General features: G+C 62.8%; 16 protein-coding genes. 11 read left to right on the plus strand and 5 right to left on the minus strand.

The annotated features are described in order from the left end of the window. From KI617_RS17305 to hemF, 9 genes are all read left to right on the plus strand, one after another. A complete protein-coding gene (locus tag KI617_RS17305; protein WP_226448391.1) occupies positions 1–1,299 on the plus strand; it encodes an aminopeptidase P N-terminal domain-containing protein in 1,299 nt (432 codons plus the stop codon). Next, the gene (locus tag KI617_RS17310) at positions 1,292–2,482 is read left to right on the plus strand and encodes an FAD-dependent monooxygenase (RefSeq protein WP_226448393.1); all 1,191 of its coding nucleotides are present in this window, start codon (positions 1,292–1,294) and stop codon (positions 2,480–2,482) included. The genes KI617_RS17305 and KI617_RS17310 overlap by 8 nt, the downstream gene beginning before the upstream one ends. A gap of 67 nt (positions 2,483–2,549) precedes the next feature. After that, positions 2,550–3,422, plus strand: coding sequence for a 1,4-dihydroxy-2-naphthoate polyprenyltransferase (locus KI617_RS17315; protein ID WP_226448395.1), 873 nt, complete (start codon positions 2,550–2,552; stop codon positions 3,420–3,422). 68 nt (positions 3,423–3,490) lie between these two features. After that, positions 3,491–4,504 (plus strand): tRNA dihydrouridine synthase DusB, encoded by a 1,014-nt coding sequence (gene dusB, locus KI617_RS17320; protein ID WP_226448397.1) that lies wholly within the window; start codon positions 3,491–3,493, stop codon positions 4,502–4,504. Then, positions 4,501–4,734, plus strand: coding sequence for a Fis family transcriptional regulator (locus tag KI617_RS17325; RefSeq protein ID WP_011289391.1), 234 nt, complete (start codon positions 4,501–4,503; stop codon positions 4,732–4,734). Before dusB ends, KI617_RS17325 begins: the two co-directional genes overlap by 4 nt. 88 nt (positions 4,735–4,822) lie before the next feature. Next, positions 4,823–6,415, plus strand: a complete 1,593-nt coding sequence (purH, locus tag KI617_RS17330) for a bifunctional phosphoribosylaminoimidazolecarboxamide formyltransferase/IMP cyclohydrolase (RefSeq protein WP_226448399.1) — start codon at positions 4,823–4,825, stop codon at positions 6,413–6,415. A 3-nt stretch (positions 6,416–6,418) separates the two neighbouring features. Beyond that, a complete protein-coding gene (locus KI617_RS17335) occupies positions 6,419–6,718 on the plus strand; it encodes an excalibur calcium-binding domain-containing protein (protein WP_226448401.1) in 300 nt (99 codons plus the stop codon). A gap of 25 nt (positions 6,719–6,743) precedes the next feature. Further along, entirely contained in the window at positions 6,744–8,021 is a 1,278-nt protein-coding gene (gene purD / locus KI617_RS17340) for a phosphoribosylamine--glycine ligase (RefSeq protein ID WP_226448403.1), read from the plus strand. Positions 8,022–8,090: 69 nt separating this feature from the next. After that, entirely contained in the window at positions 8,091–8,999 is a 909-nt protein-coding gene (hemF, locus tag KI617_RS17345) for an oxygen-dependent coproporphyrinogen oxidase (protein WP_226448405.1), read from the plus strand. 85 nt (positions 9,000–9,084) lie between these two features. On the opposite strand, the gene KI617_RS17350 is transcribed toward hemF, so the two are convergent. The 5 genes from KI617_RS17350 to hemC are packed head-to-tail and all read right to left on the minus strand — an operon-like array spanning position 9,085 to position 13,291. Continuing rightward, positions 9,085–9,324, minus strand: coding sequence for a hypothetical protein (locus tag KI617_RS17350; protein ID WP_226448407.1), 240 nt, complete (start codon positions 9,322–9,324; stop codon positions 9,085–9,087). A gap of 34 nt (positions 9,325–9,358) precedes the next feature. Next, a complete protein-coding gene (locus KI617_RS17355; protein ID WP_226448409.1) occupies positions 9,359–10,543 on the minus strand; it encodes a heme biosynthesis protein HemY in 1,185 nt (394 codons plus the stop codon). Further along, on the minus strand, positions 10,540–11,580 hold the full coding sequence (locus KI617_RS17360) for a uroporphyrinogen-III C-methyltransferase (RefSeq protein WP_226448410.1): 1,041 nt from the start codon (positions 11,578–11,580) through the stop codon (positions 10,540–10,542). The genes KI617_RS17355 and KI617_RS17360 overlap by 4 nt, the downstream gene beginning before the upstream one ends. After that, a complete protein-coding gene (locus KI617_RS17365; RefSeq protein WP_226448411.1) occupies positions 11,577–12,359 on the minus strand; it encodes a uroporphyrinogen-III synthase in 783 nt (260 codons plus the stop codon). The genes KI617_RS17360 and KI617_RS17365 overlap by 4 nt, the downstream gene beginning before the upstream one ends. Then, positions 12,356–13,291, minus strand: a complete 936-nt coding sequence (gene hemC, locus KI617_RS17370) for a hydroxymethylbilane synthase (RefSeq protein ID WP_226448412.1) — start codon at positions 13,289–13,291, stop codon at positions 12,356–12,358. The genes KI617_RS17365 and hemC overlap by 4 nt, the downstream gene beginning before the upstream one ends. Between hemC and KI617_RS17375 the strand changes: the two genes are divergently transcribed. Both KI617_RS17375 and KI617_RS17380 read left to right on the plus strand, forming a co-directional pair. Then, on the plus strand, positions 13,290–13,772 hold the full coding sequence (locus KI617_RS17375; RefSeq protein WP_226448413.1) for a SoxW family protein: 483 nt from the start codon (positions 13,290–13,292) through the stop codon (positions 13,770–13,772). The two genes, hemC and KI617_RS17375, sit on opposite strands and share 2 nt — an antisense overlap. Continuing rightward, complete coding sequence (locus KI617_RS17380) at positions 13,769–14,374, plus strand: methyltransferase domain-containing protein (protein ID WP_226448414.1); 606 nt, start codon at positions 13,769–13,771, stop codon at positions 14,372–14,374. Before KI617_RS17375 ends, KI617_RS17380 begins: the two co-directional genes overlap by 4 nt. Positions 14,375–14,403: the final 29 nt, after the last annotated feature.

Raw genomic sequence — 14,403 nt, forward strand, 5'->3', positions numbered from 1 at the left:
ATGCCCCACGCCCACTTTCTTGCCCGCCGCAAGCGCCTGCTGAAGACCATCGGCGACGGCGTCGCCATCGTGCCGACCGCGCCGGAAGTCATCCGCAACCGCGACGCGCATCACCTTTACCGCTTCGACAGCTATTTCTGGTACCTGACCGGCTTTCCGGAACCGGAAGCGGTTGTCGTATTGATCGGCGGCAAGAAGCCCAAGTCCATTCTCTTCTGCCGCGAGAAGCATGAAGAGCGGGAAATCTGGGACGGCTATCGCTATGGCCCGAAAGCGGCCAAGCTCGCATTCGGCTTCGACGCGGCCTACCCGATCGAACAGCTCGACAAAAAACTGGCCGAATTGCTCGTCGACCGCGACACGCTGTGGCACGCCATCGGCCACGACGCCGCGTGGGATACCCGGATCGCCAAGGCGCTCAACGAAGTGCGCGCCCAGACCCGGGCTGGCAAGCGGGCGCCGCGCGCCATCCACGACCTGCGGGCCGAGCTTGACAGCATGCGCCTGGTCAAGGACGCGGCCGAAGCCGGCATCCAGCAGCGCTCGGCCGACATTGCCAGCGCCGGCCACGCCCGCGCCATGCGCGCCTGCCGCCCCGGCCTGGCCGAATACGAACTCGAAGCCGAGCTGACCTACGAATTCCGCAAGCGCGGCGCCGACGCCCACGCCTACACGCCCATCGTCGCCGGCGGCGCCAACGCCTGCGTGCTGCACTACGTTTCCAACGACAAGATACTCAACGACAACACGCTGGTGCTGATCGATGCCGGCTGCGAGGTCGAAGGCTACGCCGCCGACATCACCCGCACTTTCCCGGTCAATGGCCGCTTCAACGCCGCACAGAAGGACGTCTATGAAATCGTCCTCGCAGCCCAAGAGGCCGCCTTCGCTGCCACCGCGCCCGGCCGTCATTTCATGGAAGGCCACGACGCCGCCGTGCGTGTCCTGACGCAAGGCATGATCGACCTCAAGCTGCTCAGCGGCGACCTCGACAACCTGATCGACAAGGGCGACTACAAGCGTTTCTACATGCACCGCACCGGCCACTGGCTCGGCCTCGACGTGCACGATGCCGGCGAATACAAGGTCGGTGAAGAGTGGACGAAGTTGCAGCCCGGCATGACGCTGACCGTCGAACCCGGCCTCTACATCCGCCCCGGCGCCGACATTCCGCCGGCGCTGGCCGGCATCGGCATCCGCATCGAGGACGATGTTCGCGTCACCGAAACTGGTTGCGATATCTTCACCACGGCACCGAAGACGGTGGCCGAAATCGAGGAAGTGATGCGCCATGACTGAGCCTGTCATCGAACATGTCGACATCCTGATCATCGGCGCCGGCCCGGTCGGCATGACATTGCATCTGGCGCTCGCCGCTTCCTATGCTCCCCTCGCCCCGGCGGGGAGAGGGGCCGGGGGAGAGGGGGGCCTAAAATCCCTGCTCGTGGATCGTCGACCGCAACAGTCGCAACAAGGCGATCCGCGCGCCCTCGCCCTGTCGCACGGCACCCGCCAGTTACTCGAACAGATAAACAGCTGGCCAACCCGCGCCGCAACCCCAATTGAAACCATCCACATCTCGCAGAAAGACGGTTTCGGCCGGACGCTGATCGATCATCAGGAATACGACCTGCCCGCCCTCGGTTACGTCGTTCGCTACCGTGACCTGGCCGGTGCGCTAGCCGCCAATCTGGCGGCCGACTCCGTGCTCGCCGAGGCAGAAATCCTCGACATCACACCGAACGACGACGGCATCACGGTAGCGCTGCGCCATGCCGGCCAATTGCGTACCATCCAGACCAAGCTGCTGGTGCACGCCGAAGGTACGCCCGGCGACGACCCGGCCGTCAAGGTCAGCGACTACGAACAGCACGCGGTCATCTGCGAAGTCACGCCGACGCCCGGCCACAACAAACGCGCCTGGGAGCGCTTCACCCCCGACGGCCCGCTCGCCCTGCTCCCGCTCGGCGACGAATACTCCATCGTCTTCACGTTGCCGCCAGCCAAGGCCGACGCCGTGATGGCGATGGACGACGACGCGTTCATCGCCGCCCTGCAAACCCAGTTCGGCCAGCGCATGCGCTTCGCCAAACCCGGCAAGCGCAGCCGCTTTCCGCTCTTTCTTCGTCTGCGCGACACCCTGGTCAAGGGCAACGAAGTGTGGATCGGCAACACGGCGCAGACCCTGCACCCGGTGTCCGGCCAGGGCTTCAATCTCGGCATCCGCGACGCCTGGCAACTATCTGAAATTTTGCTCAAAAACGGCGTTGACCGTAGCAATCTGGCCAGCTACGCCGCCAGCCGCCGCCTCGACCGCCGCGGCAGCGCCTTCTTCACCGACCAGATCGTCCGCACCTTCTCCAACGATTTCGGTCCGCTCAAACTCGCCCGCGGCCTCGGCCTGCTCGCCCTCGACATTTTTCCACCCGCACGCCACTTCGTCGCCAAGCGCATGATCTGGGGCGCCCGCGCCTGGCCTTGATCCAGCCCAAAGGCGGGAACCTCGGGCATCGGTTACAGTGCCGGGCCGCTCAACCGCCAACGACCGCATGAAGACAAGCACCGCCTGGTTCCTCGCCTGCCGCCCGAAGACGCTCTCCGTCTCGTTGTCGCCGGTCCTCGTCGGCACCGCCGTCGCCTGGCACGATAGCGGCACGCTGCTCTGGCTGCCACTGCTCGCGGCGGCATTGGGGGCCGCCTTCATCCAGATCGGCACCAACCTGTTCAACGATGTCGGCGATTTCCTGCGCGGCACCGACACGCCCGGCCGTCTCGGCCCCAAACGCGCCACGGCCGAAGGCTGGCTGACGCCGGGCAAAGTCAAAGCCGGCGCCTGGCTCAGCTTCGCGCTGGCCTTCCTGTGCGGCATTTATCTTGTCTGGCACGGCGGCTGGCCCATCGTCGCCATTGGCCTCGCCTCGCTGGCCGCCGGTTGGGCCTATACCGGCGGCCCGAAACCGATTGCCTACGGGCCGCTCGGTGAAGTTTTCGTCTTCATTTTCTTCGGCCTGGTCGCCGTCGGCGGCAGCTATTACCTGCAAACGCTGGCGCTGATGCCGCTGGCCTTGATTGCCGCGGCGCTGGTCGGCATTCACGCGGCCGCAGTGATCACCGTCAACAACTATCGCGACCTCGACGGCGATGCAAAAAGCGGCAAGAACACACTGGCAGTTCGCCTGGGGCGTCCAGCTACCCGCCACATCTACGCGCTGGAAATGCTTGCTCCTTACGCGCTGCTGCCGCTCCTCGGCAGCCTCGGCTGGCTGGCCACGTTGCCGCTGCTATCGCTACCGCTCGCCCTGAAATTGATCCTGCGCTTCCATCGCGAAGCACCCGGCCCGGTCTTCAATAACATCCTCGCCGCGACGGCTGGACTGCAGCTGACTTTTGCCCTTCTGCTTTCACTCGCTTTTACAATTTGACTATTTTTTAAGCGCCGACTCGGGTAAAATGCGCGGCTCCCCACGATTTGCCCGCCGCCCCTACGCCTATGGATTTTGTCGGTTTCCAGCTTCGCAACAACCTGTTCGTCGCCCCCATGGCTGGCGTAACGGATCGCCCTTTCCGCCAGTTGTGCAAGAAGATGGGCGCCGGCCTGGCCGTGTCCGAAATGGTCACCTCAAACTCGCTGCTCTACGGCAGCGCCAAGACGCTGCGCCGGGCCAATCACACCGGTGAAGTCGCACCGATCTCCGTGCAGATCGCCGGCGCCGACCCGAAGATGATGGCCGAGGCGGCCAAGCACAACGTCGATAACGGCGCCCAGATCATCGACATCAACATGGGCTGCCCGGCCAAGAAGGTCTGCAACGTGATGGCTGGCTCGGCGCTGATGCAGGATGAACAGCAGGTTGGGCGCATTCTTGATGCCGTCGTTGCCGCCATCCCGAACACCCCGGTGACGCTGAAATTCCGTACCGGTTGGAACCTGGCCAACAAGAACGCGCCGACCATCGCCCGCATTGCCGAATCGGCCGGCATCCGTGCCGTCGCCATCCATGGCCGGACGCGCTGCCAGCAATACACCGGCGAGGCGGAATACGACACCATCGCCATGGTCAAGACGCTGATCAACATCCCGGTCATCGCCAACGGCGACATCACGACGCCGGAAAAGGCCAAGCACGTGCTTGACGTGACCGGTGCCGACGGCGTCATGATCGGCCGCGCCGCCCAGGGCCGTCCCTGGCTGTTCCGCGAGATCGAACACTATCTGAAGACCGGTGAGCACCTGCCGCCGGCCGAGGTCATGGAGATCCACAGCATCCTGCTGGCGCATCTCGAAGACCTTTACGCTTTCTACGGCCCGGAAACGGGGTTCAAGGTCGCCCGCAAGCACATCTCCTGGTACACCAAGGGATTGGTTGGCTCGGCGGCCTTCCGCAAGGAAATGAACGTCCTGCCCAGCATCGATCAACAGATGCAGGCAGTAAACGATTTTTTCTGCCGCCTGGCGGCAGAACATCAACACCTAAAATATTCAGAGGAGGCGTTGGCAGCATGAGCCAACAAGACATTTCCGCTTGCGTGCTGGGGGCACTCGAGCAATATTTCCGCGACCTGGATGGCGAGAAACCCTGCGCCATCTACGATATGGTGCTGAAAAGCGTCGAAAAACCGATGTTGGAGGTTGTCCTCTCCAAAGCCGGCGGCAACCAGACAATGGCAGCCGACATGCTGGGCATCAATCGTAATACCTTGCGCAAAAAGCTCACCGAACATCAATTGCTTTAGTTGCTAGTTTTTAGTCGTTAGTTATTAGCTAACGGCGAAAACCAGGCACCCGCGGCTACCGACTAACCACTAACGACTACCGACTAACATGTCCATCAAACAAGCGCTGATTTCCGTCTCCGACAAGACGGGTGTTCTCGAATTCGCCCAGGGCCTCGCTGCCCAGGGCGTCAAGCTCCTGTCCACCGGCGGTACTGCCAAGATGCTGCGCGATGCCGGCCTGGCCGTCACCGAAATCGGCGACTACACCGGCTTCCCGGAAATGCTCGATGGCCGCGTCAAGACCCTGCACCCGAAGGTGCACGGCGGCATCCTGGCCCGTCGCGACTTGCCGGAACATCTGGCGACCATCGAACAGCACGGCATTCCGACCATCGACCTGGTTTGCGTGAACCTCTACCCCTTCGCCGCGACCATCGCCAAGGCCGGCGTGACGCTGGAAGACGCCATCGAGAACATCGACATCGGCGGCCCGGCCATGGTTCGCTCCTCGGCCAAGAACTACAACGGCGTGGCCATCGTCACCGACCCGGAAGACTACGCCCCGCTGCTCGCCGAAATGAAAGCCAATGGCGGCGCCCTGCAACTGGCTACCCGCTTCGGCCTGGCCAAGAAGGCCTTCACGCATACCGCTCGCTACGACAGCATGATCGCCAACTGGCTGACCGGCCTTGATGAAGGTGCCGAAGCCAAGCCGGCCGAAGCTGCCCCGGTGCCGGCCATCTTCCCGGCCAAGCTGCAACTGGCCTTCGACCGCACCGAAATCCTGCGTTACGGCGAAAACTCTCACCAGTCCGCCGCCTTCTACCGTGAACCGAACCCGGTCGCCGGCAGCATCGCCGCCTACACCCAGTTGCAGGGCAAGGAACTGTCCTACAACAACATCGCCGACTCCGACGCCGCCTGGGAATGCGTCAAGTCCTTCGACGCCCCGGCCTGCGTCATCGTCAAGCACGCCAACCCGTGCGGCGTCGCCATCGACGGCAGCCTGCTCGGCGCCTACGAGAAGTCCTTCAAGACCGACTCCACCTCAGCCTTCGGCGGCATCATTGCCTTCAACGGTGAAGTCGGCATCGACATAGTCAATGCCATGAACGAGCGCAAGCACTTTGTCGAAGTGCTGATCGCCCCGTCTTTCACAGCCGAAGCCAAGGCGGCTCTCGCTTCCAAGCAGAACCTGCGCGTGCTGGTCGTGCCGATTTCGCGCCAGCTCAACACGCTTGAATACAAGCGCGTCGGTGGCGGCCTGCTGGTCCAGACCCCGGATAATTTCACGGCCCAGGCCTCCGGCCTGAAGATCGTTACCAAGGTCCAGCCGACTGCCCAGCAGATCGAAGACCTGCTCTTCGCCGAGCGCGTCGCCAAGTTCGTCAAGTCCAACGCCATCGTCTTCTGTGGCAACGGCATGACGCTGGGCGTCGGTGCCGGCCAGATGAGCCGCGTCGACTCGACCAAGATCGCCAGCATCAAGGCCCAGCACGCCGGCCTTGAGCTTAACGGATCGGTCGTTGCGTCTGATGCCTTCTTCCCGTTCCGCGATGGCGTCGACGTGCTGGCTGCTGCCGGTGCCAAGGCGGTCATCCAGCCGGGTGGCTCGATGCGCGACGAGGAAGTCATTGCGGCGGCCGACGAACATGGTCTGGCAATGGTCTTCACCGGCGCAAGGCATTTCCGTCACTAAGCGATGAAAAACCTGATCGTCCTTCTGATACTTGCCAGCCTCGGATGGTATGGCTATGGCAAGTACCAGACGGCGGCTAATCAGGCTCGTGCCGAGCGGGCACCTGTCGCAGAGCTGCCCAGCGAACGCCCCTTGGTCAGACCTGAGCGGCCTGCAAGCAGTACATACAGCTGTGACGGACGAACCCACTGTTCGCAAATGACCTCCTGCGAAGAAGCGACCTGGTTCCTAAAGAACTGCCCGGGAACCAAGATGGACGGCAATAACGATGGCATTCCCTGCGAAAAGCAGTGGTGCAAGTAACCCACAGAAGGACAAGGAAACACTCATGAAACTTCTCGTCATCGGTTCCGGCGGCCGCGAGCACGCCATGGCTTGGCGCCTGGCGCAGACGCCCGGCATGCAGAAGGTGTTTGTTGCCCCGGGCAACGCCGGCACGGCACGCGAGCATGAGCTGGAAAATCTTGACATCACCGACCCGGTAGCCTTGGCTGATTTCGCCGAGCAGAACAAGATCCATCTCACCGTGGTTGGCCCGGAAGCGCCGCTGGCGGCCGGTGTGGTCAACGTATTCCGCGCTCGTGGCCTGAAGATTTTTGGCCCGACCAAGGAAGCCGCCCAGCTCGAATCCTCCAAGGATTTCGCCAAGCGCTTCATGGCCCGCCACAACATTCCGACGGCCGGTTTCGGTACTTTCACGAATGCGGCCGAAGCACATGCCTACATCGACAAAATGGGCGCTCCGATCGTCATCAAGGCCGATGGCCTGGCGGCCGGCAAGGGCGTCGTCGTCGCGATGAACCTTGAAGAAGCGCACGCTGCCATCGACGACATGCTGTCCGGCAACAAGCTCGGCAATGCCGGTGCCCGCGTCGTCATCGAGGATTTCCTCGACGGCGAGGAAGCCAGCTTCATCGTCATGGTCGATGGCAAGAATGTGCTCGCCCTGGCCTCCAGCCAGGATCACAAGCGCATCGGGGATGGCGATACCGGCCCGAACACTGGCGGCATGGGCGCTTATTCCCCGGCCCCATGCGTCACCCCGGAAGTGCACGCCAAGGCGATGCGCGAGATCATCCTGCCGACCGTGCGCGGCATGGCGGCTGACGGCATCCCCTTCACCGGTTTCCTCTACGCCGGCCTGATGATCAACAAGGACGGCTCGGTCAAGACGCTGGAATTCAACTGCCGCATGGGCGACCCGGAAACCCAGCCTATCCTGATGCGCCTGAAGTCCGATTTCGTCGATCTGCTCGAACACGGCATCGACGGCACGCTCGATCAGGTCGAGGCCGAGTGGGATCGCCGCATTGCGCTGGGCGTCGTACTGGCTGCAGCCAACTACCCGGATACCCCGAAAAAGGGTGACGTCATCCAGGGCCTGCCGGCAGGCAACAGCTTTGGCGACGACGCACACGTCTTCCATGCCGGCACCGCCGAACTGGATGGCAAGGTGGTCACCAGCGGCGGCCGCGTGCTGTGCGTCACGGCGCTCGGCGAGAACGTCAAGCTGGCCCAGAAGCGGGCCTATGAAGCCGCTGTCCAGATCAGCTTCGACGGCATGCAGTTCCGCAAGGATATTGGCCACCGCGCCATCAGTCGCTGAACCATTCAGACCGATTGCACTCTGACGGGCGGCTGATTTGCCGCCCGTTTTTCATGACCCGGAGATTCAATGGATACCACCCGCCTCAAGGACTATTTCACCGGCCTGCAAAGCCGCATTGTCAGCGAACTGGAGGCCTTCGACGGCCAGCCCTTCCGCACCGACAGCTGGGTTCGCCCGGAAGGCGGCGGCGGCGCCTCACGCCTGATCGAGGAAGGCAATTTCTTCGAGCGCGGCGGCGTCAATTTCTCGCACGTCACCGGCAAGTCGCTGCCGGCTTCGGCCACTGCCGTCCGTCCGCAACTGGCCGGGCGATCCTGGGAAGCGATGGGTGTTTCGCTGGTGCTGCATCCCCGCAGCCCCTACTGCCCGACCGCGCACATGAACGTCCGCTGTTTCGTTGCCAGCAAGGAAGGCGAGGAGGATGTCTGGTGGTTTGGTGGCGGCATGGACATGACGCCCTATTACGGCCAGCGCGAGGATGTGGTCCATTTTCACCAGACCTGCCAGGACGCACTGACGCCCTTCGGCGCTGAGGTCTATCCAAAATACAAACAGTGGTGCGATGAGTACTTTTTCCTGAAACATCGCAATGAACCGCGCGGTGTTGGCGGCGTGTTTTTTGACGACCTGAACGAAGGTGGATTCGAACGTTGTTTCAGCCTGACCCAGTCAGTCGGCAACGCCTTCACCCAGGCTTACCTGCCGGCACTGGCCAAGCGCCGCGACACGCCCTACGGCGAACGCGAACGCGACTTCCAGGCTTACCGCCGCGGGCGTTACGTTGAGTTCAATCTGGTCTGGGATCGCGGCACGCTGTTCGGCCTTCAATCGGGCGGGCGCACCGAATCGATCCTGATGTCGCTGCCGCCGATCGTCAAATGGCGCTACGACTGGCAGCCGGAAGCCGGCACACCGGAAACCGAACTGTACGAAGTCTTCCTCAAGCCGCAGGACTGGCTGGAAGGCAGTTGCTAGTCGCTAGTTACTAGTTGTTAGCAAAAACGCTGGGCGCCAAGGCGCCCCCTCAAATATCCGCTAACAACTAACGGCTACCGACTAACTACTTCAGTTTGCCCCGTACAACCCGGACCCGTGCCGGGTTTTTCACGTTCATCTTGCCGCCACCGCCTTCGAGGTTGCCGCAAGCGCAGGCAGCCTTGATATGCGGTACGGAATTGACGATGACCTGACAATCCAAGCATTCGTAGTAGAGATCGCCGCCGGTCGGCAAGACTGCAGGATCGGGAGCCGGCTCGACAGGGTAGAAATTATAGATTTTCCGTAGATCGATACTCAGCATTATTTTCTCCCCCAATCCGATCGATATTCAGGCGCTAGTGTGCGTCAAGTAACGCACTGGCCCGGTAGTGTTTGTTGGCATCCTGTTCGCGGCCCAACTGGTCGAGCAGGCGCGCCAGTTCAAGATGCGCTTCCTGGGTGGGCGCGACCGACAGCGAGGCTTCTAGATAGCTCTGCGCCTTGCCCCAAAGGCGCTGACGCTGGCACATCCGGCCCAGTGCCATGAGCAGCAGCGCGTCATCCGGATGCTGCCGCAGCCAGGCTTCGGCCTTGGCAATGCGGGCAGTCTGCTCACCATCGGCCAGGCGACCATAAATCGCCAGCAACTCGGGTTGCCAGGCATCGCTCCCGGCCGCATCGAGGGCTGATTCAATCAACTTTTGCGCGTCGTTATCGGCGCCAATCGCACCCAAAGCGCGAGCGGCGGCCAAAACCACGCGCTGACTGCGCTCTCCACTCGGCAGGCTGCGCAGATAGGCAATCAGCTGCCGCTCGTCCACCCTGCGCTTGGCAATGCAGGCCAGGTGGGCCTGGGTCAGGATTTCACGAACCACCTCATCAGGCAGCGCATCGCGCTTGGCGAGTTGGCGCACCAGCTTGATCACGCCATCCCAGTCCCCAGCCCCCTGACGGGCCCGCAGTTCGAGTCGCAGCGCGGCGATATGGCGTCCCTGCTTGCCCTGCAGTTTCTCCAGGGCAGCCAGTGCCACATCGAAACGCCGCTCTTCATTGGCCATTTCGGCATCGAGCATCAAGGTCGCCGCCTCGGTGCGCGGATCGTCGGTCTTGGCATGCTCCAGCCAGTATTGCTGCTTCGCCGGTTCGCGCATGCGCTGGGCGGCGCGGGCCGCGATCAGCGCTGACAAGCCCGGTGCCGTGCCGGCAGCATGGGCTTCAGCCGCTTTTTTCATGGCCTGACCAAAACGCCCTTCGAAAAGCAGACGCACGGCATCCTGAAAGACCAGCCCTGCCTTGTCGCGCTGCTGCCGTGCGCGGTATTCGCGAACCCGTTTTGACAGCCCAAAAGTAGCCGACAAGAGTCGCATGGCCGCGTAGAAGGCCATAAACAGGCCAAGCAGGACGAGAATCAGCAGATTCAGCGAAACTTCAGCCCGCCACGGCGGGAAGACCAGCAGCACATAGCCATCGTTCAGACGCGCGCCAAGGGCAACCGCAACCGCCAGCCCGAACAGGGCGAGAATCCAGAACAGGCCCTTCACCGCTTTTCCTTACTCGGGCGCAGCGCGCGCAAGGCGGCCTGTGTCTCGTTCAGATTAGGCAGTTCGACATTGATTTCGGTCGCCGTCATCTGGCGCAGCGTCGATTGGGCCGCCAGCACCGATTTGTCGTTGGCGTCGAAATGGCGGGCCAGCCAGTCCTGCGAGACCTTCAATTCGTTACGGAAAGTCCATTGATCGCGCGAGAACAGCGCGAGACGGGCATTCAAGAGGCGCAGCTTGAGATTTTCGCGCAGGAAATAGCCCTGGCCGGGTGCCAGCAGCGCCGTTTCCTCGCGATCAAAGCGCTGGATGCGGACCAGTCCCTTGAGTTCCTGCCAGATGTCGCCACCGGTGCGTTGCCACCAGGGCATTACGTCAGCGACTTTCTGGCTTTCGCTTTTGTCGACCGGGCGACCATAAGAAGCGAGCGGCAGTTTGTCGATGCCCAGAATGACCTGCTCAAGGCGCAGGCTGATACCCGGCATATCGACAAAAGGCAGGGCGTTGAGCTTTTGCAGATCCTTGGCCACGGCTTTGCGCAAAGGCAGGTATTGCGGCCGGTCAAGGCGGGCCAGGCGGGAATCGGCAGTCTGCAGGGCCAGCACGGCAACCGGCACGTTGCCGGCCAGTTGTAATTGCTGACCAGCCAGCGTGATCGCTTGCTCGACCTCGAGCAGCGTTGCCTCTTCGCGGCCGCGAGCGATATCCTGATTCAAGGCCTTGAGCGCTTCGGTTTGCGCCTGAAATTCGCTGAAGCGCCCTTCGACCGCACCCAATTTGGCCTGCAAAGCCTCAATCTGCTCGCGTGTCTGCTTCTGGGCGCCGTGCTCTTCCTTGTTGGCCGTGTCGAATTCGGCCAGCCTGCGGCTGACTTCCTGCTGGGTATCGACCAGCTTCTGCCGGGTTTCGAACCATTGCCAGCCGGCCAGTGCCAGCGCAGCAATGGCCACGAACAGCCACGGCCCTTGCCGCTTGGCACGAGGCGCCGGGAGATCGGTCATGGTCGTCGGGGAGGGATTGTCGTGTTCAGGCATCATGCCGGCCAATTATATGCAACTAAGCCGGCGAGGATGCCGGCGTCGGCTGCTTCGGTGAGGAGAATGTTGCTTAAACCCAAAGCCCGGGCGTTCTCCGCAATCCGGGCATGGGGAACGAAAAGCGGCGTTTGCTTGAGAAAAGCCAGGCCATCGGCATCGAGCAGATCAACCAGGTAGCGCAGGCCTTCGCTGCTCGATACGCTCAGCGCGTCGAGTTGCCCTGCCCGCCACGCCGACATCAGCGGCGCCACGCCGTCGGACGGCCCGGAACGGCGGTAGCAGGTGACGCAATCAACCGTCGCCCCGCGTTCGCGCAGCGTGTCAGCCAGCAGTTCGCGGCCACCATCGCCGCGGAAGATGGCAATACGTTGGCCCTTCACGCGCTCGGCAGCCAGTGCCGGCAATTCCAGCAAGGCTTCAGAGTCGAAACGCTCGGTCGGCGCAACACAGCCGTTGATGCCGTGCGTTGCCAGCACTTTTACGGTGCCCTGGCCGACGGCAGCAGGGATCAGTGTTTCAGGCCACGGCCCACGGGCCAGAATGGCCGGCAAGGCGTAATCGACGGCATTGGGGCTGATGAAGATAGCCAGCGCATAGTCGGCCAGCCGTGCCACCGCCTCGATCAGTGGCTGAGGATCAGTCGCTGGTGAGATTTCCAGCAAAGGAAAGATCAGCGGTTTGCCGCCAGCTGCGGCAATCGCCTCGGCCAGCGGCGCTGCCTGCGCCTGCGGCCGGGTCACAACGATGGTTCGGCCGGCGAGCGGGCCGGTGGCGGTCATTTGCAGTGCGCGAGTTTCTCGAGGATGGCGTCGGCACCCTTGGCGCGCAGTTCGGCGGCCAGTTGCAGGCCGAGCGCTTCGTCATCGGCCGGATTGCCGCGCAGTTCGGCGCTGACCACTTCCTTGCCGTCAGCCGTCGCGACGAAGCCGCGCAACCAGAGTTGGCCGTTTTCGATGATCGCATAGCCGCCCAGCGGCACCTGGCAGCTACCACCGAGGGCGCGCGAGAAGGCGCGTTCGGCCTTGACGCAATGGGCGGTTTCCGGATCGTTCAGAGGTGCGACGACGTCGGCCATGTCGGCCGCGCCATCGATCAGCTCGATACCCAGCGCGCCTTGGCCGGGGGCCGGCAGCGACTGTTCAGCGGTCAACACCGATTTGATGCGATTTTCCATGCCGAGACGGATCAGGCCGGCGGCAGCCAGGATGATCGCGTCGTATTCGCCGGCATCGAGTTTCTTCAGGCGGGTGTCGAGATTGCCGCGCAGGCTCTTGATGACTAGCTGCGGATATTTGGCGCGCAGGATGGATTCGCGGCGCAGGCTGGAGGTACCGACGATGGCGCCGGCCGGCAGGTCATCCAGCCCGTTGTACTTGTTCGAGACGAAGGCATCGCGCGGATTTTCGCGGGCCGAGATGGCGGCCAGCACGAAGCCTTCCGGCATCACCATCGGCACGTCCTTCATCGAATGCACGGCGAGGTGGGCCTTGCCTTCCTGCATGGCGACTTCGAGTTCCTTGATGAACAGGCCCTTGCCGCCGATTTCGGCCAGCGGGCGGTCGAGGATCTGATCGCCCTTGGTGGTCATGCCGAGAATGACAACTTCAGTCCCCGGATTTAAACTCGATAAGCGTTCTCTGACATGCACCGCCTGCCACATGGCCAGACGGGATTCGCGGGAGGCAATGACAATCTTCGAAGGACGGGACATGATCAGGCAATGGACAGGGCTTTTGGGAGGGCTGATTCTAGCATGGCTGGCCGCCCCCGCCTTGGGCGCAACCGACCTGCCGGCCGCCGTCGATTTGCGCGCCGAAGCAGCGCAGGCAGCCAAGGTCGGCGGCCCGCTGATCGTCATCTATAGCCGCCAGGACTGCAAATATTGCGAAGCCGTCAAGCGTGACTACCTCACGCCGCTCGCCGCCAACCCGCGCTACCGCGACCGCGTGCTTATCCGCCAGATCAATCAGGATGGCGAGGTGCAGGCGCTGAGCGACTTCAAGGGCGCGCCCTCGACCCACGCCAAGGTCGCGCTGGCCGAGAAGGTCAAGCTGGTGCCGGTCGTTGCTTTCTATGGCCCCGACGGGCGCAGGCTGGCCGAACCGATAGTCGGCGCCCGGCTGCCCGATTTTTACCAAACCTACCTGGAAGACGCGGTGGAGCAATCCAGCCGTGCCTTGAAAAAACCATGAACGAAACGATCAAGCCGCCCGAGCAGCGCCCGGAACACCCCGACTTCTGGTGCAAGCGCTTCGGCGAGGGAACGACGCCCTGGGATGCCGGCAAGGTACCGGCAGCTTTTGCTGATTTCGTTGGCGCCCAAACGATGCCGCTCAACACGCTGATTCCGGGCTGCGGCAGCGCCTGGGAGGCGGCTCATCTGGCCGAGCTTGGCTGGCCAGTGACGGCACTGGATTTTTCTCCCCTTGCCATCGAGAAAGCCCGTGAAGTCCTGGGCAATTCTCCGGTCAACCTCGTTTGCACCGATTTCTTCACTTTCGCACCGCAGCAGCGGCTCGACCTGATCTACGAACGCGCCTTCCTCTGCGCCCTGCCGCGCAAACTATGGGCTGACTGGGGGAAATACGTCGCCGAATTGCTGCCGAGCGGCGCCCGGCTGGCCGGCTTCTTTTTCGTCTGCGATCAGCCGAAAGGCCCACCCTTCGGCGTTTTACCCGAGCAACTCGACGAATTGCTGCAGCCAAATTTCGAGCTGATCGAAGACAAGCCAGTCGATGATTCGATCCCGGTCTTCGCCGGACGGGAGCGCTGGCAAGTCTGGCGGCGGCGTTAGCGGTATCATCGTGGGCTAACCCCAACGCG

This window comes from Ferribacterium limneticum (genome assembly GCF_020510625.1).
Taxonomy (GTDB): domain Bacteria; phylum Pseudomonadota; class Gammaproteobacteria; order Burkholderiales; family Rhodocyclaceae; genus Azonexus; species Azonexus limneticus_A.

Bases quoted from the DNA above. Each gene is read 5' to 3' on its own strand.
- KI617_RS17305 (WP_226448391.1), top strand. From the start codon at position 1: ATGCCCCACGCCCACTTTCTTGCCCGCCGCAAGCGCCTGCTGAAGACC.
- KI617_RS17310 (WP_226448393.1), top strand. From the start codon at position 1,292: ATGACTGAGCCTGTCATCGAACATGTCGACATCCTGATCATCGGCGCC.
- KI617_RS17315 (WP_226448395.1), top strand. From the start codon at position 2,550: ATGAAGACAAGCACCGCCTGGTTCCTCGCCTGCCGCCCGAAGACGCTC.
- dusB (WP_226448397.1), top strand. From the start codon at position 3,491: ATGGATTTTGTCGGTTTCCAGCTTCGCAACAACCTGTTCGTCGCCCCC.
- KI617_RS17325 (WP_011289391.1), top strand. From the start codon at position 4,501: ATGAGCCAACAAGACATTTCCGCTTGCGTGCTGGGGGCACTCGAGCAA.
- purH (WP_226448399.1), top strand. From the start codon at position 4,823: ATGTCCATCAAACAAGCGCTGATTTCCGTCTCCGACAAGACGGGTGTT.
- KI617_RS17335 (WP_226448401.1), top strand. From the start codon at position 6,419: ATGAAAAACCTGATCGTCCTTCTGATACTTGCCAGCCTCGGATGGTAT.
- purD (WP_226448403.1), top strand. From the start codon at position 6,744: ATGAAACTTCTCGTCATCGGTTCCGGCGGCCGCGAGCACGCCATGGCT.
- hemF (WP_226448405.1), top strand. From the start codon at position 8,091: ATGGATACCACCCGCCTCAAGGACTATTTCACCGGCCTGCAAAGCCGC.
- KI617_RS17350 (WP_226448407.1), bottom strand. From the start codon at position 9,324: ATGCTGAGTATCGATCTACGGAAAATCTATAATTTCTACCCTGTCGAG.
- KI617_RS17360 (WP_226448410.1), bottom strand. From the start codon at position 11,580: ATGATGCCTGAACACGACAATCCCTCCCCGACGACCATGACCGATCTC.
- KI617_RS17365 (WP_226448411.1), bottom strand. From the start codon at position 12,359: ATGACCGCCACCGGCCCGCTCGCCGGCCGAACCATCGTTGTGACCCGG.
- KI617_RS17375 (WP_226448413.1), top strand. From the start codon at position 13,290: ATGATCAGGCAATGGACAGGGCTTTTGGGAGGGCTGATTCTAGCATGG.
- hemC (WP_226448412.1), bottom strand. From the start codon at position 13,291: ATGTCCCGTCCTTCGAAGATTGTCATTGCCTCCCGCGAATCCCGTCTG.
- KI617_RS17380 (WP_226448414.1), top strand. From the start codon at position 13,769: ATGAACGAAACGATCAAGCCGCCCGAGCAGCGCCCGGAACACCCCGAC.